This window comes from Paraburkholderia humisilvae, from assembly GCF_902859855.1.
Lineage (GTDB): Bacteria > Pseudomonadota > Gammaproteobacteria > Burkholderiales > Burkholderiaceae > Paraburkholderia > Paraburkholderia humisilvae.
Genome location: NZ_CADIKH010000013.1, coordinates 1 through 24326 on the forward strand (window position 1 = coordinate 1; position 24326 = coordinate 24326).

At 64.1% G+C, this 24326-nt stretch carries 18 protein-coding genes and 1 pseudogene; 3 read left to right on the forward strand and 16 right to left on the reverse strand.

Translation table 11 applies throughout. The features are described 5' to 3' along the window. The 4 genes and pseudogenes from HV796_RS15220 to HV796_RS15235 form a co-directional block, all read right to left on the reverse strand. Positions 1–109, reverse strand: a pseudogene (locus tag HV796_RS15220) (IS630-like element ISCARN39 family transposase); the annotation flags it as partial. A gap of 464 nt (positions 110–573) precedes the next feature. Then, positions 574–2094 (reverse strand): efflux transporter outer membrane subunit, encoded by a 1521-nt coding sequence (locus HV796_RS15225; RefSeq protein ID WP_175227339.1) that lies wholly within the window; start codon positions 2092–2094, stop codon positions 574–576. Between the two features lies 1 nt (position 2095). Further along, entirely contained in the window at positions 2096–5323 is a 3228-nt protein-coding gene (locus HV796_RS15230; RefSeq protein ID WP_175227340.1) for an efflux RND transporter permease subunit, read from the reverse strand. A gap of 18 nt (positions 5324–5341) precedes the next feature. Continuing rightward, complete coding sequence (locus HV796_RS15235; RefSeq protein WP_175227341.1) at positions 5342–6559, reverse strand: efflux RND transporter periplasmic adaptor subunit; 1218 nt, start codon at positions 6557–6559, stop codon at positions 5342–5344. A 425-nt stretch (positions 6560–6984) separates the two neighbouring features. Between HV796_RS15235 and HV796_RS15240 the strand changes: the two genes are divergently transcribed. Then, positions 6985–7629: a TetR family transcriptional regulator gene (locus HV796_RS15240; RefSeq protein WP_175227342.1), complete on the forward strand. Its 645-nt coding sequence runs from the start codon at positions 6985–6987 to the stop codon at positions 7627–7629. 74 nt (positions 7630–7703) lie between these two features. Here the strand turns inward: HV796_RS15240 and HV796_RS15245 are convergent, their stop codons facing one another. The 6 genes from HV796_RS15245 to HV796_RS15270 form a co-directional block, all read right to left on the reverse strand. Then, positions 7704–8438: an SRPBCC family protein gene (locus HV796_RS15245; protein ID WP_175227343.1), complete on the reverse strand. Its 735-nt coding sequence runs from the start codon at positions 8436–8438 to the stop codon at positions 7704–7706. 32 nt (positions 8439–8470) lie between these two features. After that, positions 8471–8923 (reverse strand): DUF427 domain-containing protein, encoded by a 453-nt coding sequence (locus HV796_RS15250; RefSeq protein WP_175227344.1) that lies wholly within the window; start codon positions 8921–8923, stop codon positions 8471–8473. A gap of 226 nt (positions 8924–9149) precedes the next feature. Next, on the reverse strand, positions 9150–9653 hold the full coding sequence (locus HV796_RS15255; protein WP_175227345.1) for a carboxypeptidase-like regulatory domain-containing protein: 504 nt from the start codon (positions 9651–9653) through the stop codon (positions 9150–9152). Between the two features lie 141 nt (positions 9654–9794). Next, positions 9795–11321 carry a DegQ family serine endoprotease gene (locus HV796_RS15260; protein ID WP_175227346.1) on the reverse strand — a complete coding sequence of 509 codons (1527 nt, stop codon included), beginning with the start codon at positions 11319–11321 and terminating at the stop codon, positions 9795–9797. A gap of 111 nt (positions 11322–11432) precedes the next feature. Then, on the reverse strand, positions 11433–12734 hold the full coding sequence (locus HV796_RS15265) for an ATP-binding protein (protein WP_175227347.1): 1302 nt from the start codon (positions 12732–12734) through the stop codon (positions 11433–11435). Positions 12735–12738: 4 nt separating this feature from the next. After that, positions 12739–13401, reverse strand: coding sequence for a response regulator (locus HV796_RS15270; RefSeq protein WP_175227348.1), 663 nt, complete (start codon positions 13399–13401; stop codon positions 12739–12741). 325 nt (positions 13402–13726) lie between these two features. On the opposite strand from HV796_RS15270, the gene dacB reads away from it, so the two are divergent. Beyond that, the gene (dacB, locus tag HV796_RS15275) at positions 13727–15472 is read left to right on the forward strand and encodes a D-alanyl-D-alanine carboxypeptidase/D-alanyl-D-alanine endopeptidase (RefSeq protein WP_246355876.1); all 1746 of its coding nucleotides are present in this window, start codon (positions 13727–13729) and stop codon (positions 15470–15472) included. Positions 15473–16070: 598 nt separating this feature from the next. Next, positions 16071–17228 (forward strand): SGNH/GDSL hydrolase family protein, encoded by a 1158-nt coding sequence (locus HV796_RS15280; protein WP_175227349.1) that lies wholly within the window; start codon positions 16071–16073, stop codon positions 17226–17228. A 114-nt stretch (positions 17229–17342) separates the two neighbouring features. Here HV796_RS15280 and HV796_RS15285 read toward each other — a convergent pair whose 3' ends face one another. From HV796_RS15285 to pyk, 6 genes are all read right to left on the reverse strand, one after another. Continuing rightward, on the reverse strand, positions 17343–18425 hold the full coding sequence (locus HV796_RS15285; RefSeq protein WP_246355877.1) for an L-threonylcarbamoyladenylate synthase: 1083 nt from the start codon (positions 18423–18425) through the stop codon (positions 17343–17345). Between the two features lie 13 nt (positions 18426–18438). After that, positions 18439–19656, reverse strand: a complete 1218-nt coding sequence (locus tag HV796_RS15290) for a 5-(carboxyamino)imidazole ribonucleotide synthase (protein WP_175227350.1) — start codon at positions 19654–19656, stop codon at positions 18439–18441. 103 nt (positions 19657–19759) lie between these two features. Beyond that, a complete protein-coding gene (gene purE / locus HV796_RS15295) occupies positions 19760–20278 on the reverse strand; it encodes a 5-(carboxyamino)imidazole ribonucleotide mutase (protein WP_175227351.1) in 519 nt (172 codons plus the stop codon). Positions 20279–20408: 130 nt separating this feature from the next. Beyond that, a complete protein-coding gene (locus tag HV796_RS15300; protein WP_175227352.1) occupies positions 20409–21299 on the reverse strand; it encodes a phosphoribosylaminoimidazolesuccinocarboxamide synthase in 891 nt (296 codons plus the stop codon). Positions 21300–21495: 196 nt separating this feature from the next. Continuing rightward, positions 21496–22560, reverse strand: coding sequence for a class II fructose-bisphosphate aldolase (gene fba, locus HV796_RS15305; protein WP_175227353.1), 1065 nt, complete (start codon positions 22558–22560; stop codon positions 21496–21498). Positions 22561–22853: 293 nt separating this feature from the next. Next, positions 22854–24290, reverse strand: coding sequence for a pyruvate kinase (pyk, locus tag HV796_RS15310; RefSeq protein ID WP_175227354.1), 1437 nt, complete (start codon positions 24288–24290; stop codon positions 22854–22856). Positions 24291–24326: the final 36 nt, after the last annotated feature.

A 24326-nucleotide genomic window follows, 5' to 3' on the forward strand; every position in this document is an offset into this window, starting at 1 on the left:
GGGCTACCCCCACGGCCAGTGCCACTTCTGCCGGGCCTTTGCCCGCCAGAAGCATGCGGCCGGCCCGCAAGCGTTTCTTCGTTGCCTCGTCCAACGGCTTCTTTGCCATGGCGCGTATCTCCATTCAATCCGTTAGAGATATAACGCGCCAGCATCGAATCGGTTGTCATGTTTTATGGGAAACTCAATAGTGACGGGCTGACGAAGCGCCAAACCAGCGCGCGAAGGATCAACTTTACGACGCTGCTGCGCGCAACCTATCTGGGCAAGAAGATTCGAGGATAACCAACCAGTGTGGCTAGCCGAACACGCAAGTGAGTGGTGTGGAATCAAGACAGCCTGGTGAAACTTTGCATGACGAAATGCAGAGCCAGAAAAACCAACGGCCACCTTCCGGTGGCCGTCGTATGCGAGACTCTCTATCTACCTTGCGGCGGAACTCCCACTCCATGGTGGGACCCAGTTACCCGGGCGGCGCTACGTTTTTCGCACTCGCTTGTACGTAGTTTTCAGGTTGAAATTCTATCTATACACTTCCGCCTCGTCAACCCGGCCGATCGGCTATTCCACGTGTCAGCCGGCAGTGGAGGCTGAAGCTGAAGCGGGCGTCGCTGGTGCATCACCGTAGTCGGCAGGCGCATCGGCCGGCCGCGGCGTGTCGCCGGCTCGCTCGATCCACCCGCCGCCCAACGCCTGATAGAGATCGATCAGGTTGCTAAGTCGCTGTACGCGCGCATCAGTGAGCAACAGCTGCACCGAGTACAGATCGGTCTGCGCGGTCAGGACCGACAGATAGCTGTCGACGCCGTTCCGATAGCGCAGCTCCGACAGATCCAGCCGACGTTGCTCCGCGAACGTGTCGCGTTCGAGGGCGGCAATCTGCTGATCGAACGTGCCACGCGCCGCGAGGCCGTCGGCCACTTCACGGAACGCGGTCTGGATCGCCTTCTCGTACTGTGCGATCTGAATGTTCTTCTGTACGTGCGCAAGATCGAGGTTCGCGATGTTCGCACCGCCTTCGAAGATCGGCACCGTGATCTGCGGCGCGAAGCCCCACGCCGCCGACCCTGCCTTGAAAAGGCCGCCGAGGGTCGGGCTCAACGTGCCGAGGTTGCCGGTGAGCGAAATGCGTGGGAAGAACGCGGCGCGCGCCGCGCCGATATTCGCGTTCGCGGCAAGCAGATTCTGCTCCGCTTCCATAATGTCCGGACGGCGCGTCAGCAGATCGGATGGCAAGCCGGCTGGGATATCGGTCAACAAATCCTGGTCGCCGAGCGTATGGCCGAGGCGCAATTCGGCCGGCAATGGCTCGCCGATCAGCAGCACGAGCGCGTTTTCCGCCTGCGCGCGTGCGCGTGCCTCAGTCTGCAGGTTCGCACGCGCCTGCTCGACGACCGTTTCAGCCTGACGCAGGTCGAGCTCGGAACCCGTGCCCGTTTCGTACTGCAGCTTCGTGATGTTGTACGAATCCTGCGCGGTACGCAGCGTGTTCTCGGTGACTTTCTGTGCTTCGATAAAGCCAAGCATCGATACATACTGGTCCGCCACCGACGATACCAGCGCGATCTCCGCCGCCTTGCGCGCCTGCGCGGTGGCAAGGTATTGCGCGAGCGCCTGATCCTTCAGGCTCTGGATGCGGCCGAAGAAGTCAAGTTCCCACGACGCGTTCAGCCCAACCGAGTACTCGTTCGAGATCGTATTGTTGAGGATCGACAGGTTCTTCGGCGTACGCGACTTCGACTGCGACGCCGCAGCGTCGATACCCGGCAACAGCTCTGCGCGCGTGATCTGATACTGCGCGCGCGCCGCCTGGATGTTCAGCACCGACACGCGCAGATCGCGGTTGTTCTTCAGCGCGATCTCGATCAACTGCTGCAACTGCTCATCGACGAAGAAGTCACGCCAGCCGATCTCGGTTGCCGGCGCGCCGTTTGCGGAGCGCTCGCCTCGCGCCGGCACCGGCTGCGTGTCGTAGACACCGCCTTGCGGGAACGTCGCCGACACCGGCTCCGCCGGGCGCTCGTACTTGGGCGCCATCGTACAGCCGGCGGCAACGAGCGCCACCGATGCTGCGATCAAAGAATGTTTGAGCATCTTAGTGTCCTTCCTTGCCGGAGCCGCCGCCGTTGCGATCACCGTCGCCCGACGGTTCACCGCCCGACGGATCGTGCGGATGATGCTCGTTGTAATGAGCGAGCGCCGCGTCCGGATCTTCCTTCTCCCCGCTGAAGCTGCCGCGGATGACGACGAAGAACATCGGGATCATGAAGATCGCGAGGAATGTCGCCGTCAACATCCCGCCGATCACACCGGTACCGATCGCATGCTGGCTCGCCGAGCCTGCGCCGTTACTGATCGCAAGCGGCAGCACGCCGAGAATGAACGCGAGTGACGTCATCAGAATCGGCCGCAACCGCAAGCGTGCCGCTTCGAGAGCGGCCTCGATCGGCCCCATCCCCTGCCCTTGCTGCAGCTCACGCGCGAACTCGACGATCAGAATCGCGTTCTTTGCCGACAAGCCCACCGTGGTGAGCAGGCCGACCTGGAAGAACACGTCGTTTTCGAGCCCACGCAACGTCGCGGCCAGCAGCGCGCCGAGCACGCCGAGCGGCACGACCATGATCACCGAGAAAGGAATCGACCAGCTCTCATACAGCGCCGCGAGGCACAGGAACACGACCAGAATCGAGATGCCGTACAGAATCGGCGCCTGCGAGCCGGACTGGATTTCCTGGAACGACAGGCCGGTCCAGTCGTAGCCGATCCCCTCGGGCAGCTTCTTCGCGAGCGCTTCCATCGCCGCCATCGCCTGACCGGTACTCTTACCCGGCGCCGCCTGCCCCTGGATTTCGACGGACGAGATGCCGTTGAAGCGTTCCAGCTTCGGTGAACCGAAGGTCCACTTGCCGGTCGTGAAGGCGGAGAAGGGCACCATTCCGCCAGACGCGTTGCGCACGTACCAGTCATTCAGGTTTTCCGGCATCATCCGGAACGGCGCGTCGCCCTGCAGGTACACCTTCTTGATCCGGCTGTCCGTATCGAGGAAGTTATTCACGTACGCCGATGCCCACGCGATCGAGAACGACTGGTCGATCGTCGCGAGCTGCACGCCAAGCGCGGAGGCCTTTTCCTGATCGATCGTCACCTTGAACTGTGGCGTATCGTTCAGGCCGTTCGGACGCACCTGCGCGAGCGTCGGGTCTTTCGCTGCCATGCCGAGCAGCTGGTTGCGCGCCTGCATCAGCACATCGTGACCCACCCCCGCGCGGTCCAGCAGTTCGAAATCGAAGCCCGCCGCGGTGCCGAGTTCCGGAATGGAAGGCGGATTGACCGGGAACACCGTCGCGTTCTTGTACGTCGAGAAGTGCTGGAACAGACGCCCAACCAGCGCCTGCACCTTCTGGTCCGCGTGCTGGCGCACCGAGTAGTCCTTCATCCGCACGAACACCAGACCCGAGTTCTGACCGCGGCCCGCAAAGCTGAAGCCGTTCACCGTGAAAGTTGACTCGACAATGCTCTTTTCGTCGTTGAGCAGGTAGTCGGAGATGTCCTTCAGCGCCCGGCCCGTGGTTTCCTGCGTCGAACCGACCGGCGTCTGCACGAGCACGAACATCGTGCCCTGGTCTTCGTCCGGCAGGAACGACTTCGGCAACCGCACGAACAGCATGCCCACCGCGACGATCACCACCAGGTAGATGATGAGCCAGCGGCTCGAACGCTTGATCACATGGTGCACGCCCTTGTGATAGTTATCGCGGCTCTTGTCGAACACGCGGTTGAACCAGCCGAAAAAGCCCTTTTTCTCTTCGTGATGGCCCTGCGGAATCGGTTTGAGAATGGTCGCGCACAGCGCCGGCGTGAGGATCAACGCGACCAGCACCGACAGCACCATCGCCGCGACGATGGTCAGCGAAAACTGCCGGTAAATCGCCCCGACCGAGCCGCCCGAGAACGCAACCGGCACGAACACCGCCGACAGGACCAGCGCGACGCCGATCAGCGCGCCGGTAATCTGGTCCATCGCCTTGCGGGTCGCATCGCGCGGCGACAGCCCCTCTTCGCTCATCACGCGCTCGACGTTCTCAACCACGACGATCGCGTCGTCCACCAGCAGGCCGATAGCGAGCACGAGACCAAACATCGACAGCACGTTGATCGAGAAACCCACGGCCGCCATGATCGCGAAAGTGCCCAGCAGCACCACCGGCACCGCGATAGTTGGAATCAACGTCGCTCGCAGGTTCTGCAGGAACAGATACATCACGAGGAACACGAGCACGATGCCTTCAAGCAGCGTCTTCACGACTTCCTCGATCGACAGCCGCACGAACGGCGTCGTGTCGTACGGGTACTTCACGACGAGGCCGTGCGGGAAGTACGGCGCCAGTTGGTCGATCTTCTGCCGCACGAGCTTCGCGGTCTGCAGCGCGTTCGCGCCGGTCGCGAGCTGAATACCGAAGCCGGCCGTCGGCGCGCCGTTGTACTTCGTGTCGACGTTGTAGTTCTCGCCGCCGAGATCGATACGCGCGACATCCTTTAGCCGCACCTGCGAGCCGTCCTGGTTCACCTTCAGCAGGATATTGCCGAACTGCTCGGGCGTGGTGAGCAGCGACGCTTCAGAGATCGTGGCCTGCAGCAGTTGCCCTGGCACCGCCGGCGTGCCGCCGAGCGCGCCGCCCGCGACCTGCACGTTCTGCGCGTTGATCGCCGCCTGCACGTCGACCGCCGTCAGGCTGAAGTTCGTCAGCTTGTTCGCATCGAGCCAGACCCGCATCGCGTACTGCGTACCGAACAGCGTGACCGTGCCGACGCCATCGATCCGGCTCACCGGATCCTGAATGTGCGACGCGACGTAGTTCGCGAGGTCGTACTTGCTCATGCTGCCGTCTTCGGACACGAACGCGAGCACCAGCAGGAAGCTGCTGCTCGACTTCGTCACCTTCGTACCCAGTTGCTGAACGACCTGCGGCAGCAGCGGTGTTGCAAGCTGCAGCTTGTTCTGCACCTGCACCTGCGCGATGTCCGGGTTGGTGCCGGCCGCGAAGGTCAGCGTGATCGTCGCGGTGCCGGAGTCGTCCGACGTCGACGACAGATACAGCAGATGGTCGAGGCCGCTCATCTGCTGCTCGATCACCTGCGTGACGGTGTTTTCAACGGTCTTCGCCGATGCACCCGGATAGGTCGCGCTGATCTGGATCGACGGCGGCGCAATGGTCGGGTACTGAGCGACGGGCAGCGTGAAGATCGACGCAAGACCCGCCAGCATCAGCACGATGGCGATCACCCATGCAAAGATCGGGCGATCGATAAAGAACTTTGCCATGTAACAGGCTCCCTGTTATTACGCGCCCGATGCAGCGGAGGCGGCCGGCGCGGCTTGTCCTGCCGCATCGGAAGCGGGGGTGGCGGGAAGCTGCGCGGCAACGGTTCTGACCTTCATGCCCGGACGCACCTTGTCGACGCCCTGCGCGATCACGCGATCGCCCGGCTTCAGACCGTCCTCGACCACCCAGTAGGGGCCGTAGGTGCGTGACGTGACGAGGGTGCGCAGTTCGACCTTGTTGTCCTTGTCGACGACGAGCGCGGTAGGTTGTCCCTTCTGGTCATGCGTGACACCGATCTGCGGCACGAGCAGCGCGGCCTCGTTGATGCCTTCCTCGATGCGCGCACGCACGAACATGCCCGGCAGCAGCACGCGGTCCTTGTTGTCGAAGATCGCGCGAATCGTCACCGAGCCGGTGGTCTGGTCGACGGTGACGTCGGTGAACTGCAGCTTGCCCGTTTCGCTGTAGGGCCGGCCGTCTTCGAGAATCAGCGTGACTTTCGCCGCGTTCGGGCCGGTGGTCTTCAGCCGCCCGCTCTGCACTTCGCGGCGCAGCAGCAGCCCCTGCCGGCTCGACTGCGTGAGGTCGACGTACATGGGGTCAAGTTGCTGCACGGTCGACATCAGCGTCGCCTGACTCGCCTGCACATAAGCGCCCGGCGTGACCTGCGAAATACCGACGCGGCCCGAGACCGGCGACACGACGTCCGTATAACCGAGGTTGATCTGCGCGGTATCGACCGACGCCTTGCCCGCGGCGACGTCCGCCGCCGCCTGGCCTTCCGAGGCGACCGCGTTGTCGTAGTCCTGCTTGCTGACCGCGTTCGCGGCGACCAGCACCTTGTAGCGGTTCGCCTGCGCGGTGGTCGTGGCGAGATTCGCCTGCGCCTTCGCAAGCGCCGCCTTCGCGTTGTTCAGCGCGGCGATATACGGCGCCGGGTCGATCTTGTACAGCCGCTGGCCGGCCTTCACCTCACTGCCTTCGATGAACTCGCGCCGCAGCACGATGCCATCGACCCGCGCGCGCACCTGCGCGACGAGGTACGCACTGGTGCGGCCGGGCAGTTCGGTGATCACAGGCACCGGCGTCGGCTGGACGGTCACGATGCCCACTTCGGGGTCTTGCGGCGGAGGAACTGATTGTTTTGGTCCGCAGGCCGCCAGCATGACGGCAAGCGCCGCGGCAGGAAGCAGGCTGAACGAAGCCCAGCGGATAGGAACCCGTTTGACGCGCATGGAACGACCTCTGTCAGAGACTGAGAAGGAATAGCGCGCACCGGCTACCAGGATGACGACGGTGCGCACAGGCGTCTTGCGACGCCCCCGACCGGGAAGCCCATGGATGCCGTTTGCTGCGGGAGCACCGCACTCTGGAATGCGCCAAACCGGGAAAATGCCGCACCGCGCACCCTTCGGAAGGGTGGCGTAAAGGTGTTTGAAAGCAACAGTGACGGATATTAACCGGTCGGGTGAGCTGGGTCATCCGATCGTTTAGGGTGCTATTATAGATACGTTCACGAATGCATGTAAAAGTTTATCCGCGCTGGATTGGCGCGCATCCATGGAACAGTAGTTTCCGTGAGAACGACTACACGAGATGATCCTTATCATCGACGTTTAAAAACCTCAGGGAAATCCAGCAATACAGGTAGTCTGAAGATATGGTCCGACGAACCAAGGAAGAGGCACTGGAAACGCGAAGCCGCATTCTCGATGCGGCCGAAAAGGTGTTCTTCGAGAAGGGGGTTTCTCGCACTTCGCTGTCAGATATCGCACAGACCGCGGGTGTCACGCGCGGCGCGATCTACTGGCATTTCGAAAACAAAGGCGATCTTTTCACCGCGATGTTCGATCGGGTGCTGATGCCGCTCGACGAACTGAAAGCGGCATCGCTCGATCCGCAGGAACCGGATCCGCTCGGCAAGCTGATCGACATCCTCACGGTCGTGCTGCGCAACACCGCGATCGATTCGCGGCAGCGCCGCGTGTTCGACATCCTTTTTCTGAAATGCGAGTTCGTTGAAGAGATGGGGCCGGTCATGGCGCGCCATCAGAACGATATGCGCGAAGGGCTCGCGAACATCCAGGGCGGGCTGCGCAATGCGGTATCGAAGGGGCAGTTGCCGGCCGATCTGAACACGACGCGCGCGGCATCGATCCTGCATTCGTTCGTCAGCGGCGCGTTGCGCGACATGCTGTTTCTGCCATGCTCGGTCGACTACGGCAAGTACGCGCGCGAGATGGTCGAGGCGGTGGTCGACGCATTGCGATTCGGCCCGTCGTTGCGCATCGGGTCCAGCGAGTAACCGGCGGCGTGATGTGGGCAGCGTGATGGCCGCCGCCGGGCGCCTTTAACGCGTCACGCCCGGCGCGCAGTGTCCTAGCTGCCGCTGAACCAGCGCGCGACGTACAACAGCAACGCGACGAAAAAAATCATCGCGGCCCACGCCCAATGCGGGAGTACGTGCGGTGGGTGTTCATGATGCGCACGCGCGCCGAGCGTCGAATGTATCGCGCGGCCGGACAGCGCGCCGCCATGATCGTGCCGCGCGCGGCGCGCGACGCCGGCAAGGCTGATCGGCCGCAGGAACACATGCTGCCGACGCGGCGGCGTACCGCGCGACTGGTTCGGTCCCTGCCCGTGCTTCGCCTGCACGACCGCGCAAAACTCGGTGAAAAAATCGTCCGCGAGCTCGTGCAGCGCATTCTCGATCTGTCGCGCCGGCAATTCGGCAAGCGGCCCGGTTGACGTGGCCCATACCGCGTAGTCGATGCGCGTGCTCGGCGGGTTGCCCGGGGTCTCATCGTCGGCGCGCAACGCGACGTCGATCTGGCCGCGCAGCGAACCGACCCCGCCCGCGCGCGCCTTGAAGTTCAGCGTACGATGCGGCTGGTCGGCGACCGTGCCGTTATCGCTCGCAACATGAGCACGCACTTCATAATGCGCGCGCAAAGGTCCGAGCGGCACCGTCAGCGCCAGTGCATATTCACCGCCCGCCAGCCGAGTGAACGACTCGCAGTTATCGAGGCTTGCACGCAACAACGCAAGATCCTGCATCGCGTCCCAGACTTCGGACTGTGCAAGCGGAATTCTTACCGCGTTGGTCAGTTCCATGGCCGCCTCCCGATGTGCTCACAACCGCGGGATCAGGAAGTCTGATCGATGCGGTCGACGCGCGACGCGTAAAACGCCAGATACCCTTTTATCTGCACGGCTCCGTCGATCGGGGCCTCATAACTCCACGCGGCGTTTTCCACGATTCCGTCCTCAGTACGCAGATGAAAATACGATGCGTCACCTTTGTGCGGACATCGGGACGAATGGGTCGAACGCTCGAGGCGTGCCATGTTGACATCAGCGCGCGGGAAGTAGAAGACGTCGGGCACGCCGGTTTCAACGAGCGTCAGCGCGGACTGGGTGTCAGCGACCGTGATGCCTCGATGAATCACGCGTACCCGGTGGCGATTGGGTGAAATGCTGACACGATGTTCGGCAGGCTGGCCCGCCGCCGCTGCGTCCGGCCGCGCGCCATGGCGCGCGGCGCCTGGCTCCTGCGAGGCACCGCGGCTTTCGCCGCCGTCAGTCGGAACACCGCTCATCTCACCTGCTCCGGAACGAATCTGATCTTGCGCGGGACCAGCGCTTGTGCACCTGCAGCAAAGTCGCCGATCTTTCAAACGCGCTTTCAAAAACGAAAAGCCACGGACCTGGAAGTCCGTGGCTTCATTATCGATCAAACCGTCGTGGATTGCGCGCGTTCCCGCACGCTTGCAACAACCTGACCGACGCCGCGCGACATTCGCCCGGATACGCCGGTTTTCCGCCTTACTGCGTCTGCCAGGAGAAATCCGCCTTGGTGGTGCCCTTCGCCGGCACGGTGATGCTCCGCGTCTGCGCGCGGTCTTCATATGACGCCTGCACGGTGTAACGGCCCGGAGGCAACTTGACGAGCATATACGGGCCGCGTGATGTCGCACTGAGCACATCGCCACTGTGCGTGTCGGCGATCTTCACATGGACGTCAGCCAGATAATCGGAGGTGGGTCCCGTGAAACGCAGCGACAGCGGCCAGTCATGTTCCGCCGCGCGCAGCGCATGCGACTCGTCAAGGCCGACGCCGCCCGACGTGTACGACACGCCACCTTGCTGCTGAATTTGCGGCAGGCCGTTGCCGTTTACATTGCCGGCGCTGGTGTTGTCGCCGGTCGAGCCGCCGGTGACGCCGTTTGCGCCTTGCGCGAACGCGCCCGATGCGAAACCGAGAGAAAGTGCTGCGGCCGCAACGACTGCGGCCAAACGGCGCGGAAAGTACTGCTGATGCTTCTCCATTTGGTTAGCTCCTATTTCGGGATCACCCGAACAGTCGACAAAACCGGAGCAGCAAGCGGCATACCCGTCGGCCGCTCCTTTCTTACCGCGCGGCGGGAGGCGGCGCGTGGCCGCGTCCCGCCGGCAGGTTCTTTCGCACGATCAGCCGAGGTCGACCGGTACGAAAATCTGCGCGTTATCGCGCTGGATCAGCAGCGCAAGGCTGTCACCCGCCTTCGATACCGCCTGCTTCAGCTGCTCGACGTTCGACACCGGACGGCCGTTCACCGCGAGGATCACGTCGCCGGGCTGAATGCCCGCGCTTGCCGCCGCGCCGCCCGACTGCTGCACGAGCAACCCGTGCGACACCGACGCGCCGCTCTTTTCCTGCGGCGTCAGCGGACGCACCGCGACGCCGAGGCGCCCTTGCACCTGCGTCGCCGACTCGTCGTTCGACGCGACCGTCGTGTCCGAGAACGAGCCAATCGTCACCTTGATGTCTTTCGACGCCTTGTCGCGCCACACGGTCAGGTCGGCGCTGCTGCCCGGTTTCAGGTTTGCGATCTGCGACGGCAGATCCGACGAGTCCGTGACCGGCGTGCCATTCACCGAGGTGATGACGTCACCAGGCTGCAAGCCAGCCTTCGCCGCCGGGCCATCCTTGTCGACCGAACTGACGAGCGCGCCTTGCGGCTGTTTCAGGCCAAACGAGTCGGCCAGCGTCTGGTTCAGGCCCTGCACCGCGACGCCCAGGCGTCCGCGGCTCACGTGGCCGGTCTTCACCAGATCGTCCTTGACCTTCATCGCCTCATTGATCGGGATGGCGAACGAAAGACCCTGGAAGCCGCCGGTCTGCGAGTAGATCATCGAGTTGATGCCGATCACCTCGCCTTGCAGGTTGAAGAGCGGGCCGCCGGAGTTACCCGGATTCACCGGCACGTCGGTCTGGATGAACGGCGTGTAATTTTCGTTCGGCAGCGAGCGCGATTTCGCGCTGATGATGCCCGAGGTCACCGTGTTGTCGAAGCCGTACGGCGAGCCGATCGCAACGACCCACTGACCCACCTTGCTTTGACGCGGGTCACCGATCTTCACGGTCGGCAGGTCCTTCGCATCGATCTTCAGCACCGCGACATCCGACTGCTTGTCCGCGCCGACAACCTTCGCGTGATACTCGCGCTTGTCGGTCAGTTTCACGGTAACCACATTTGCACCGTCGACGACGTGCGCATTGGTCAGAATGTACCCGTCGCTGCTGATGATGAAGCCGGAACCAAGACTCGCGCTCGGCTGGTCGGGCGTGTCGCCGCCGTCGTCACCGCCCTGGCCGCCTTGCATGCCCGGCACGTTGCCGAAAAAGTGGCGATAGAACTGGTAGAACGGATCGCTAGGATCGATCGGCAATTGCTGGTTGCTGTTGCTGCCGCTGCCACCACGCAACGCGGTGTGCTTCACAACATGCTTCGCGCTGATATTGACCACGGCCGGCCCGTACGTTTCAACGAGGCCCGAGAAATCGGGAATGCCGGTTTTGGCGGCCGCTTCGGCCGGCATCATCGCAGCAGCAGCCTGCGCCGGCTGAATGACTTCTGGCGTATGCACGTTGTGGCGCCCGGCTACATAGCCGGCCGACAGCGCAACCGCGACAGCCACAGCGACAGCACTGCGGGACAGAGTTTTTGCGTTCATCGTTGTACTCCAGACAGGGAGAGTGGTTCTCGATGTGTCGCAGAGTACGCGGGGTCACTTAAAGCAATCTTAAACAGACCGTTGCGGAAAATAGTGATAAAGAAAGGGGTTTCAAAACGTCACGGTGACGAGCAGCCCGCCCGCCCGCGCGTCGCCGAGCGTCACGGTCGCGTCATGCTGAAGCGCGATGCGCCGCACGATCGCGAGGCCGAGGCCGCTGCCGGCCACATCGGTACGCGCACGGTTTGCGCCCGAGCCGACGCGATAGAAACGATCGAACACGCGATCGCGTTCTTCTGGTGGAATACCCGGGCCGCTATCTGCGATCGTCACGACCGGGCGGCTGTCCGCCACGCGCAGGCAAACATCCACGCGCCCGCCGCCCGGCGTGTATTTGGTCGCGTTGTCGATCAGGTTGTTGAAGAGCACGCGCAGTGCTTCCGTGTCGCCGCGCACGAACGCAGGTTCGCTCGCCTCGATGCCGAGATCGACGCCGCGCCGCTGCGCAAGCGGCGCATAGGCTGCGACGCAGTCATGCAGCAGCGTATCGAGATCGATCTCATTTGCCGCTTCCCGGCCGTCCGGTTCCGCGCGTGCGAGGGCAAGCAACTGTTCGGCAAGGCGCGTCGCACGCGTGACGCCAGCTTGCAGATCGGCGAGCGCTTCGCTACGAGCCGCATCGTCGTGTGCGCGCGCGACAAGCTGCGCCTGAATCTGCACCGCGGCGAGCGGCGTGCGCAGTTCGTGCGCGGCGTCGGCGACAAACGCCTTTTGCGTATCGAGCGCCACCGCAAGCCGCTCGAGCAGACCGTTCAGTGCGCGCACGAGCGGCCGCACTTCGAGCGGCAAACGCGCGTCGGGTAATGGGTCCAGCGCTTCAGGATGGCGTGTGTCGAGCGCACCGGTCACACGGCGCAGCGGCGCGAGCCCGCGGCCGACCACGCCCCACACCGCGACGCCGAGTAGCGGCAGCAGCACAATCAGCGGCCACAGCGTGCGCAGCGCGACGTTCGCCGCCAGCCGGTTGCGCACCGACAGCGGCTGCGCGAGCTGCACGACGTTGTCACCGACGATCGCGCCGTACACGCGCCAGTCGCCGCGATCGGTGCGCTCGGTCGAGAAGCCGAGCTCCGCGCGCGGCGCGAGCGGCGCGCGCGGATGCGAGTAGTACATCAGCATGCCGTTGCGATTCCAGATTTGCAGCACGATCCCTTCGTCGCCCGTATCGCGGGAACTGAGGATTTGCGAAAACGGTTCGGCGGGCAGCGCCGCCGCGATTTCCTGCAGCTGATAATCGAACAGTTCGTTGGCTTCGGCGAGGGCCTGCCGATAAATCAGCCAGCCCGCGATACCGACGCCGAGCAACACGATTGCAAGCAGCCAGAACAATAGTTGACGGCGAATCGAACGCATCGTGTCAGGCTTCCTTCGCGATCATGTAGCCCAGGCCGCGTACGTTGCGAATCAGGTCCGAACCGAGCTTCTTGCGCAGCGCGTGAATGTACACCTCGACCGTGTTGCTGCCGATCTCCTCGCCCCAGCCGTACATTTTTTCCTCGAGCTGGGTTTTCGACAGCACCGCGCCCGGCCGTGCGAGCAGCGCGGCAAGCAGGGCGAACTCGCGCGCGGACAGCGCGACCGGCGCGCCATCCAGCGTCACCTGATGCGACGCCGGGTCGAGTGTCAGCGTGCCATGACGGATGGTCGAATCGCTGCGGCCGGACTGGCGACGGATCAGCGCACGCATTCGCGCACCGAGTTCGTCGAGATCGAACGGCTTCACGAGATAATCGTCGGCGCCTGCGTCGAGGCCTTTCACACGGTCGGCCACCGCGTCGCGCGCAGTGACGATCAGCACCGGCACGGACAGACCGCGCTTGCGCAACGTGAGCAGGACATCGAGGCCGTCGCGCTTGGGCAAGCCGAGATCGAGCAGCAACAGATCGTACGGTTCGCCGGATGCGGCGCGCAGCGCCGATTCGCCGTCCTGCACCCAGTCGACCGCGAAGCCTTCGCCGCGCAGCGCCTTGCGTACGCCTTCGGCGATCATCCGGTCATCTTCGACAAGCAGTATCCGCATGGTTTTCGTGAACAGGACGCGATGCCTGCATTCTAGCCCCCGCTTACGCAAGCTCGCGCGCAGCAGCTTCACATTGGCTTTCGGGTTGGCTTTCGCATTAACCTTTTTATGCAGCGGCTCGGCATATCTCTACAATGAACGCTTTTGCGCGATTCGCGCTGGCGCGACCCGCGTGGTGCGTGGGACGATGCGCACAGTTGCGTTTGCGCTTCACCCCGCACCTGGCGCTTGCACTCTGACTGCCAGCCGCAGACAATCCACCGCGTGGGCATCGCGCGCCGCTGCAAGAACCGAATACGAAAGCTTTCCCGAAGATCGACCGTAAATGACGCCCGCTTCATCGTCCGCCATTGCCCGTTTGTCCATCCGCCGCCTGTCCGCCCGCGTTTTCTCGTACGCACGATTATTCTCGCGCGGCAAGTCCGTCACCGGTTCGGTTGTTGGGTACTCCGCAACTGCCGCCGCGCCGTCCAGCGTCATATCGGCGAACCCGAACGCAACCGCAACCGCACGCACGCATCATGCGGCGCGCGCCGCGGCCGTGCTATTCGCATCGGCTGCGCTCGTGTGCGCAGCGCCCGCTCAGGCGCGCAAGAAAACCCAGCACCCATCGGTCAACGTAACCACCGTGCTGCCGTCGGCGGTCATGGCAGGCTTGCGGCGCGCACATGTGCCGCTGTCGTCGGTGAGCGTGGTCGTCGAAAAAGTGGGCGATCACACGCCGCTCCTCGCGCTGAACGCCGGCAAGCCGATGTTGCCCGCATCGACGATGAAGCTCGTCACCACGTACGCAGGCCTGTCGATGCTCGGCGCGGACTATCGCTGGCGCACGACCGCGTATGCGGACGGTAACCTCGATGCGAACGGCGTGCTGCACGGCAATCTGTACATTCAGGGCACCGGCGACCCGAAACTCGTGCCCGAGGAACTGATCGACCTCGTGCAGAAGATTCACAACGCGGGCATCGCCGGCATCGACGGCGCGCTCGTGCTCGACAAGCGTTTCTTCGATCCGTCCACGCGCGACCTGCCCGCATTCGACGACGACACCGAAGCGCCGTACAACGTCGGCCCGGACCCGCTGCTGTATGCGTTCAAGTCGCTGTCGTTCACGCTGACGCCGTCGCCCGATGGCACGGTCGCGATCGACGTGCTGCCCGCGCTCGCGCAACTGCAGATCGACAATCATCTGCACGCGACCGACGGCCCATGCCGCGGCCAGCTGGACGCGCTCAATCCGGTCGTGACCCCCGAGGCCGGCGGCATCGTGACCGCATCATTCGACGGCAACTACCCGCTGCGCTGCGGCGACCGCACGATCAATGTCGCGACGCTCGACCATTCGGCGTTTTTCGCCGGCGGCTTCCTCGCGCTGTGGAAACAGACTGGCGGCACATTCAATGGCACGACGCGTGAAGGCGCGGTGCCGGTCGGCGCGCGGCTCGTCGCGACCCACCTGGGCCCGACGCTGTCGGACATCGTTCACGACATCAATAAATTCAGCAACAACACAATGGCGCGCAACCTGTTCCTGACGATCGGCGCTGTCGAAAGCAAACCACCGGCAACGCCCGCGAAGTCCGCTCGTGCGATCGAATCGTTCCTGCGAAACAGCGCGCTGTCGACCGAGTACCTGTCGCTCGAGAACGGCTCGGGCCTGTCGCGCAACGAAGCTATCACCGCGCTGTCGCTTGCCGAACTGTTGCAGTCGGCCAATGCAAGTCCGGTCGCGCAAGTGTTCGTCGATTCGCTGCCCATCGTCGGCGTCGACGGCACGATGCGAAACCGGCTGACGCGCGAGCCGGTCAACGGCAATGCGCATATCAAGACCGGTACGCTGCGCGACGTGCGCGCGATCGCGGGCTACGTCGCTTCCGCCGATGGCTTCAGCTATGTCGTCGTCAGCCTGATCAACGATCCGCGTGCGGAGGCCGCGCGCGACGCACACGACAGCCTGCTCGAATGGGTCTACCAGGGGCCGCAGGCCGCGCTCACTGAATCGCTCGCCGAACCTGTCGCCGAGCCGCGCAGCAAGCTAAGGAAAAACCCGAATCGCCGCGGCGCGCATTGAGGAATCCTTCTAGCAATGCGCACGCGCGTGCGGCCGTGAACCGTGTACGCTGTCGGGCAGCGTTTGTCGCGTCGAGGAAACGCGCATGAACGGCGAGTGAATGCGCACGGCGCATCACCGCAGCGCAGATCGCGCGAGCACCTCGCGTTCGATATCGGACCCGCGCCAATCAAACTAGAACGATCGCGCCGACCGCGCCATGCGGCGGCGCAGACCACGGAGGGAGAGACTCATGCTTCACTGCCGGCTTGCTTGCGCTCGCCATCGCACCCGGGCGCCCGGCTCGTGTCGATAGCCGGTGCGATCCGCATTGCATACGTGCAGACATCACCTGTCCGCGCGGCTCAACCGCAGCATCGCACGCCAGCACACATGCGAGCGCGCGCCGCCGATGACAGGCGCAATGCCTGGAAAATCAAACCACGCAAAGGACCGCGTGCTTGTGCTCAAGTAACCGCCAGGAATGCCGTTCTACTAGCCAATCACCCGGACCGGAACCGTTCTGCAGGCTGACCGCCCGCGTCACGCACGCCGCGCGCGCAGCTTGCGATAAAGGGCTCGCAATGCCCACTACATATACGAGAAGATCGGAGACAACATGAAGCAAGCATCACAGCCATCACGCCTGCGGCGCGCCGCGCAAATCGGCATCGCGGGTGCCGCGGTCGCGGTGCTCGCCGCGTGCGGCGGCGGCGGAGACAATAACAATGCGAGCAGCACGCCGGCCGGCGGCGTCAATCTGCAGGTCGTGTCGTTCGGCACAAGCCTGTCGGATGTCGGTACGTACTCGCCGGTGATCCAGGCAAACTTCGGCGGTGGCCGATTCACGACGAACCCGGGTGAAATCTGGACGCAGAAGGTCGCTGAGTATTACGGCGGCACGCTGACGCCTGCTTATCTTGGCGGCTTCGGTCAACCGCTTGTCGCGTCATCGGGGTTCGGTTACGCGCAAGGCGGTGCGCTCGTGATCGGCGCGGACGGGATCGGTCATGCGCCGGCAGGGCAACCGTCGTATGCGCAGGCGACCACGGTGCCGGTCGCGACGCAGGTGCAGAACTATCTGAGCGCGCATGGCGGCTTCAACGCGGGCCAACTGGTGCTGGTCGAAGGCGGCGCGAACGACGTGCTAGTCGCGGCGGAAACGGCGCAGGCGACCATTGCGGCCGCGGTCGCGCAGGGCGTCGATCCGAACACGGCCACGCTGCAAGCAGTTGGCGCGGCCGCCAACACATTGGTGGCCACTGCGCAGCAAATGGTGCAACAGGTCGTCGCGCCGATTCTCGCGAATGGCGCGACGCACGTCGTGGTCGCGAACGTGCCGGATATCGCGGTGACGCCGCTCGGCATCAATTCGGGCGCGTCGGGTCAGCAGTTGTTCAAGACACTGGTCGGTGCATTCAACCAGTCGCTTCAGGGCACGCTGGTCGCCACCAATCTGATGAGCAAGGTGATCTACCTGCAGACCGATCAATTCATCGACGGTGCAGTGGCGAACTATCAGGCGAACGGTTTCGCGGTGTCCAACACCGGCACCGCTTGCAGACTGGCTGACATGCAGGCCGCGGCGGCGCAGTTCGGCGAGTCGGACCCGAGCGCGTTCGCGTCGTCGCTATTCTGCTCGCCGCAGTTGTACACGGTCGCGGGTGCGGACCAGAGCTACATGTTCGCCGATACGATTCACCCGACCACGCATTTGCACGCGTTGTTCGCGACGACAGCCGAGCAGACGATCGCCGCGACGGGGCTTGGGAAGTAATCGCGCGATGTAGAGAAGCGCGCCGTTCGTTCTGACAAAAACGCCCAGCTTGATGTATCGCTGGGCGTTTTTTATCGCCTCGGATCGCGTCACCTGCGCGCCGCTCGCGACAAGCTAATCAGACGCCTCGAACGCAGCGGCCGCTCGCCCGAGCCGGTCGTTCACCGCGATCCACTCGACCGTATCCGGCAGCTTTTCGATCAGGATGCGCGTGACGTTCGCGCGGTCGAGCGCGCGCAACAGGCCGTAAAGGTCTCGCGCATAAACGTGGGGGTCTTCCGGCGCGGCAACAAAGTGCACGTCTTTGGCGTCCGCCCAATGCCCGGCACGCGATGCCCGCGCGACCAGTGCAACGCGCTCATGCGCGGCGCGCGCCGCCACGAGCAGCGGCTTGAGCGCATCGAACGGCATAAGCGCGAGCGGCGTGCGCGGCGCATAGTGCGCCTTCAACGTGCCCGACGCGCGCGGCGCGGTAGCGTCGGCACCGTCCGCCAGCCGCGGCATCGCGCCGAGCACGTCGGCGATGTCTTGCGGCGTCACGTGTCCCGGCCGCAGCAGCGCCGGGAAACCGCGCGACAGATCGACAATTGTCGATTCGATGCCGACTTTCGACGGGCCGCCATCGAGCACATGAATGGCCGAGCCAAACTCGTCGCGCACGTGCTGCGCGGTGGTCGGGCTGACATGTCCGAAGCGGTTCGCGGACGGCGCCGCAATGCCACCGTGTCCGCCGCGGCGTGCGCTGAATGCGTCGAGCAACGCCTGTGCGACGGGATGCGACGGGCACCGCAGGCCGACTGAATCCTGACCGCCGCTGACAGCGGACGGGATATGCGCCGCGCGCTTGAGAATCAGCGTGAGCGGGCCCGGCCAGAACGCATCGATAAGCCGCTGCGCATCGGCGGGCAACTGTTCGACCCAGTAGCGCGGGTCGCCATGCGGCGCGAGATGCACGATCACCGGATGATTCGCCGGCCGTCCTTTTGCCGCATAGATGCGGCCGACCGCTGCCGGGCTTTCCGCATCGCCACCCAGGCCATAGACAGTTTCGGTCGGAAATGCGACCAGTTCGCCCGCGTCGAGCAACGCCGCCGCATGATCGATCTGCGCGGCATCGATCGTCGCGCGCGTGTCGCCGCTGTCGCGAGATTCTGGCGCGCCCGGCGCGCCGCCAGACGGGTTCGGTTGATCCGGCATCGTGGAAGCGGCGTCAGCTCGTCGGGATATGCAGCAACCGCGCGCAATCGCGGGCGGCCGTACGCGCCTCGTCGAGCGTCGCAGCGGTGAAGTTCACATGCCCCATCTTACGGCCGGGACGCGCATCCTCCTTGCCATACAGATGCAAACGCGCCGACGGCATCGCGGCGACTTCGTGCCATGGCGGCGTCACCGCCGGGCCGCTGCGCGCGCTCTTTGCATCCTTCGCGCTGCCCGCAAACCACACATCGCCGAGGATGTTCAGCATCACGGCCGGCGAATGCTGACGCGTGTCGCCAAGCGGCATCGCGGTCATCGCGCGCACCTGCTGCTCAAACTGGCTCGTCGCACAGGCATCGACCGTATAGTGGCCGGAGTTGTGCGGCCGCGGCGCCATTTCGTTGGCGACGAGCGAACCATCGTCGAGCACGAAGAACTCGACGCACAGCACGCCGACATAGCCCAGCTTGTCGGCAATCCGCAACGCGGCCTGCTGCGCCTGGGTCACGAGCGTCGCGCTGGCATCCGGCGCGGGAACGATCGTATGCGACAGCACACCGTTGCGGTGCGCATTCTGCGCAAGCGGATACACGACCGACCCGCCGTTCGCGCCGCGCGCAATCAGCGCCGACACTTCAAGCTTCAGCGGCAAGCGCTTCTCGAGCACACAGGCGACGCCGCCGAGCGACGCGTGCGCTTCGCGCACTTCGTCCGCATTGCAAACGCGCACCTGACCCTTGCCGTCGTAGCCGAGGCGCGCGGTTTTCAGAATGCCGGGCAACACCGCGTCGAGCGCCGCATCCTCGATCGCGGCCAGCGCGTCCGACGACTCGATCACCACATGCGGCGCAACCGACACGCCCGACGCGGCAATAAAACGCTTCTCCGCGATCCGGTCTTGCGCAATCGCAACGCAACGGCCCGCCGGGCTCACGAACGTCGATCGCGCCAGAAAGTCGAGGCTCGTGGCCGGCACGTTCTCGAACTCCGTCGATACCGCCGCGCATAGCCGCGCGAGTTCGGTGAGCGCCGCTTCGTCATCGTAGGCCGCGCGCAAATGCTTGTCCGCGACCGAGCCGGCAGGACTCGTTTCGTCCGGATCGAGCACGGCGACGCGATAGCCCATCGCCTGCGCGGCAAAACAGAACATGCGGCCGAGCTGGCCGCCGCCAACCATGCCGAGCCAGGCGCCAGGCAGAATCGGTGAAACCGGGGTGTTGTCTGAACTCATCTTCGTGGTCGGATCCGGCATCGATCGGGCCGCCGCTTGCAGCAGGCGGCCAGTGGGGCAATGAACCTTATCGCAAATGGATTGTGACGCGATTGTGCCGCGCTCACAGCGCGGGCAGCACCATCGCATGCGCGGCCTGATTCTGGCGCACGCGGAACGCGGCAAGCTTTTCCACATATTCCGGCAGCGTGCCGCTGAGAATCGATACCGCGAACAGCGCCGCGTTCGCCGCGCCCGCTTCGCCGATCGCGAACGTCGCGACCGGCACACCCTTGGGCATCTGCACGATCGAATGCAGCGAATCGACGCCCTTCAGATATTTGCTCGCAACCGGCACACCGAGCACCGGCACCGTCGTTTTCGCGGCCAACATGCCAGGCAGGTGCGCGGCGCCGCCCGCGCCCGCGATAATCGCGCGCAGGCCGCGCTCGCGCGCGCACTCCGCGTACGCGAACATCTCGTCGGGCATCCGGTGCGCGGAGACGACCTTCGCCTCGTACGGCACACCCAATTCCTGCAACAGCGCGACCGCGTGCTTCATCACTTCCCAGTCGGAGCTGGAGCCCATCAGCACGCCGACGAGCGGCGCATCGTGCGTATGCGCGGTTTGAACGTCACTCATTTTCCACAGATTCCTTCCCCCGTCCGTCACGGGTGCGATACAGATACCAGCGCCGCTTGCGCCGGCGATCAGTCAAGCGAGTCGCGAGGCGGGTCATCAGCCAGCCGTCAGGCCCGCGATCAGACCAACCTCAGACCAACTGCTGCCCGGTCAACCGCTCGAGCGCCTCGCGGTACTTGTCGGCGGTCTTTGCGATCACGTCGCCGGGCAGCTTCGGCGCCGGCGGCTCCTTCTTCCACGGTTGCGTCTCCAGCCAGTCGCGCACGAACTGCTTGTCGAACGACGGCGGGTTCGTGCCGACCTTGTACTCATCGGCGGGCCAGAAGCGCGACGAATCGGCAGTCAGCGCTTCGTCCATCAGATACAGCTTGCCATGGTTATCAAGGCCGAACTCGAACTTCGTATCCGCGATGATGATGCCGCGCGTCGCGGCAAAATCGGCCGCTTCCTTGTACAGGCGAATCGAAATGTCGCGGATCGTCGCCGACAGCTCGGTGCCGATCCGGCGCTCCATCTCGTTATAGGTGATGTTCTCGTCGTGGTGGCCCATTTCGGCCTTCGCCGCCGGCGTAAAGATCGGCTCGGGCAGCTTCTGCGCATTCTGCAGGCCCGGCGGCAGCTCGACGCCGCAGATCGCGCCGGTGGCCTGATAGTCCTTCCAGCCGCTGCCGGCCAGATAGCCGCGCACGACCGCTTCGACGAGAATCGGCTCGAGCTTCTTCACGACGACCCCACGGCCCTTCACCTGTTCCACTTCGTCCGGCGCGACGACCGATTCCGGCGCGACGCCCGTCAGGTGGTTCGGCACAATGTCCTTCAGCTTGTCGAACCAGAAGTTGGCCATCTGGTTCAGCACGCGGCCCTTGTCCGGAATCGGCTCGCCCATGATCACGTCGAACGCCGACAGACGGTCGGTCGTGACGATCAGCAGCTTGTCATTGCCCACCGCATAGTTGTCGCGGACCTTGCCGCGGCCCAGCAGCGGCAGCGAGCGAAGCGTGGATTCGTAAAGGGTAGACATCGTCGTGGCTCGTAAAAGTCATGCAAAAAATGAGGCAAAAACACTGCCCTGACAAAAGGGAAACGCCGTTCCCCGGGTCAAGCGGGAACGGCGATGCAACTCAACTGCTATGCGGCCAGCCCGTCAAACCGGCTGGCCGCCGCGACGCGCGCGGGCAAGGCGCTTCGCATGCGCCCGCGCCGCTTCGCTCAACCGCTTAGCGGACGACCTGGGTCAGATCGCCCGCTTTGTACTTCTCCGCCATCTTGTCCAGCGGCGTCGGCTTGATCTTGCCCGCCTGGCCTTCGCAGCCGAAGGCGACGAAGCGGTCCAGACAGACTTTCTTCGCCGCTTCGCGCGCCGGCTTCAGGTAGTCGCGCGGATCGAACTTCGACGGGTTCTCCGCGAAGTAGCGGCGAATCGCGCCGGTGATCGCCAGGCGCAAATCGGTATCGATATTGACCTTGCGCACGCCGTGCTTGATACCTTCCTGAATCTCTTCGACCGGCACGCCGTAGGTTTCCTTCATATCGCCGCCGAACTCGCGAATCTCTGCCAGCAGTTCCTGCGGCACCGACGACGAACCGTGCATCACGAGGTGCGTGTTCGGGATGCGCTGGTGAATTTCCTTGATGCGCTGGATCGACAGGATATCGCCGGTCGGCTTCTTCGAAAACTTGTACGCGCCATGCGACGTGCCGATCGCAATCGCGAGCGCGTCGCACTGCGTGAGCTTCACGAAATCGGCGGCCTGCTCGACGTCCGTCAGCAGTTGCTCGCGCGTCATCGTACCCTCGGCGCCGTGGCCGTCTTCCTTGTCGCCCTTCATCGTTTCCAGCGAACCCAGCACACCGAGCTCCGCTTCGACCGTCACGCCGATCGAATGCGCCGCTTCGACGACCTTCTTCGACACGCCGACGTTGTACTCATACGACGCGACCGTCTTGCCGTCCGCCTCCAGCGAGCCGTCCATCATCACGCTCGTGAAACCGCTGCGGATCGCCGCCATGCATACTCCCGGCGATTGCCCGTGATCCTGGTGCATCACGACCGGAATGTGCGGATACGACTCGACCGCCGCTTCGATCAGATGACGCAGGAACGGCTCGCCCGCATATTTGCGCGCACCCGCCGACGCCTGCATGATCACCGGCGCGCCGACCTGGTCCGCCGCCGACATGATGGCCTGCACCTGTTCCAGGTTATTCACGTTGAATGCCGGCAAACCGTAGCCGTTTTCGGCCGCGTGGTCCAGCAATTGACGCATTGATACGAGAGGCATGTGCTACTCCTTGGATTTCAAACGAAAACCTTTGCCCAAGGCATCCATTGCGTCGAATTCGCAATTTTACGTGAAGCAGGCCGCATCCCTGCGCGCTCGGCGCGACGCGTGCGCATCCGGAATGTCCGACGCGCGCGCCGCGCGATGTGCCGCCTCTCTCGGGATGGGCGACCTGCCTCGCGATGCCGTTTATAAACCGCCTTTTATGAACAACTGATCTCGGGCGTGTTTCTTCTGCGTGTTTCTTCTGCGTGCTACTTGCCCGCACGGTTTCCCGTGCGGGTCTGCTGCGCTCAATACGGTTCGCCGACGCGCACGATCTTCAGCGTGTTGGTGCCGCCCGCCTGGCCCATCGGCTCGCCGACGGTCAGCACCACCATGTCGCCGCGCGCCGCATAGCCTTTGCCGACCACCACTTCGAGCGCCTGCTGCAACGCGATGTCGCGATCGTTGCTGCTATCGAGATGCAGCGGATTCACGTTCCGGTAGATCTGCATCGCGCGCTCGCTGCCGATGCGCGGCGTGAGCGCGAAGATCGGCACATGCGTCCAGTGGCGCGACATCCACAGCGCGGTCGAGCCGGACTCGGTCAACGCGACGATGGCCTTTGCGCCCAGGTGATACGCGGTGAACAACGCGCCCATCGCGATCGACTGGTCGATCCGCGTGAACGTGCGGTCGAGGAAGTCGCGGTCGAGTTCGACGTGCTCGGACTTCTCCGCTTCGACGCAGATGGCCGCCATCGTTTCGATGGTTTGCACCGGGTATTTGCCCGCCGCCGATTCCGCGGACAGCATCACCGCGTCCGTGCCATCGAGCACCGCGTTCGCGACGTCGGACACTTCGGCGCGCGTCGGCACCGGCGCGTGGATCATCGATTCCATCATCTGCGTCGCGGTGATCACGAACTTGTTCGAGTCGCGCGCCATCTTGATCATGCGCTTTTGCAACGCCGGCACCGCCGCGTTGCCGACTTCGACCGCGAGGTCGCCGCGCGCGACCATCACGCCGTCGGACGCGTCGAGAATGCCTTGCAGCGCCGGAATCGCTTCGGCGCGCTCGATTTTCGCGATCATCTTCGGCTTGATGCCGTACGGCGCGCCCGCGATATTCGCGAGCTGACGCGCCATTTCCATATCGGTCGCGTTCTTCGGGAACGACACGGCAACATAGTCCGCGCCAAGCGCCATCGCGGTGCGAATGTCTTCCATGTCCTTCGCGGTCAGCGCGGGCGCGGTGAGGCCGCCGCCCTGGCGGTTGATGCCCTTGTTATTCGACAGATCGCCGCCGATCTTCACGACCGTGTGGATCTCGTTGCCGATCACGCGCGATACGCTAAGCACGATCAGGCCGTCGTTCAGCAGCAGGACGTCGCCCGGTTTCAGGTCGCGCGGCAAATCTTTATAGTCCAGACCGACGCGCTCGTCGTTGCCGAGTTCGCAGTCAGCGTCGAGGACGAACGGATTGCCGGCGACGAGCGTCACCTTACCGTTCTCGAACTTGCCGACGCGAATCTTCGGGCCTTGCAGGTCGGCCATCAGGCCGACTTCGCGGCCCACCTGGCGGGCCGCCTCGCGCACGAACTCGGCGCGCTGACGATGGTCGTCGGCCGTGCCGTGCGAAAAGTTGAGCCGCACCACGTCGAGGCCCGCCTCGATCATTTGTTTCAGGATTTCCAGTGTGCTGGAAGCCGGGCCGATGGTAGCGACTATCTTGGTGGCGCGATGCATGAGTCTCCTCGTGTGGGTGGGATCGCTGGGAAGTGC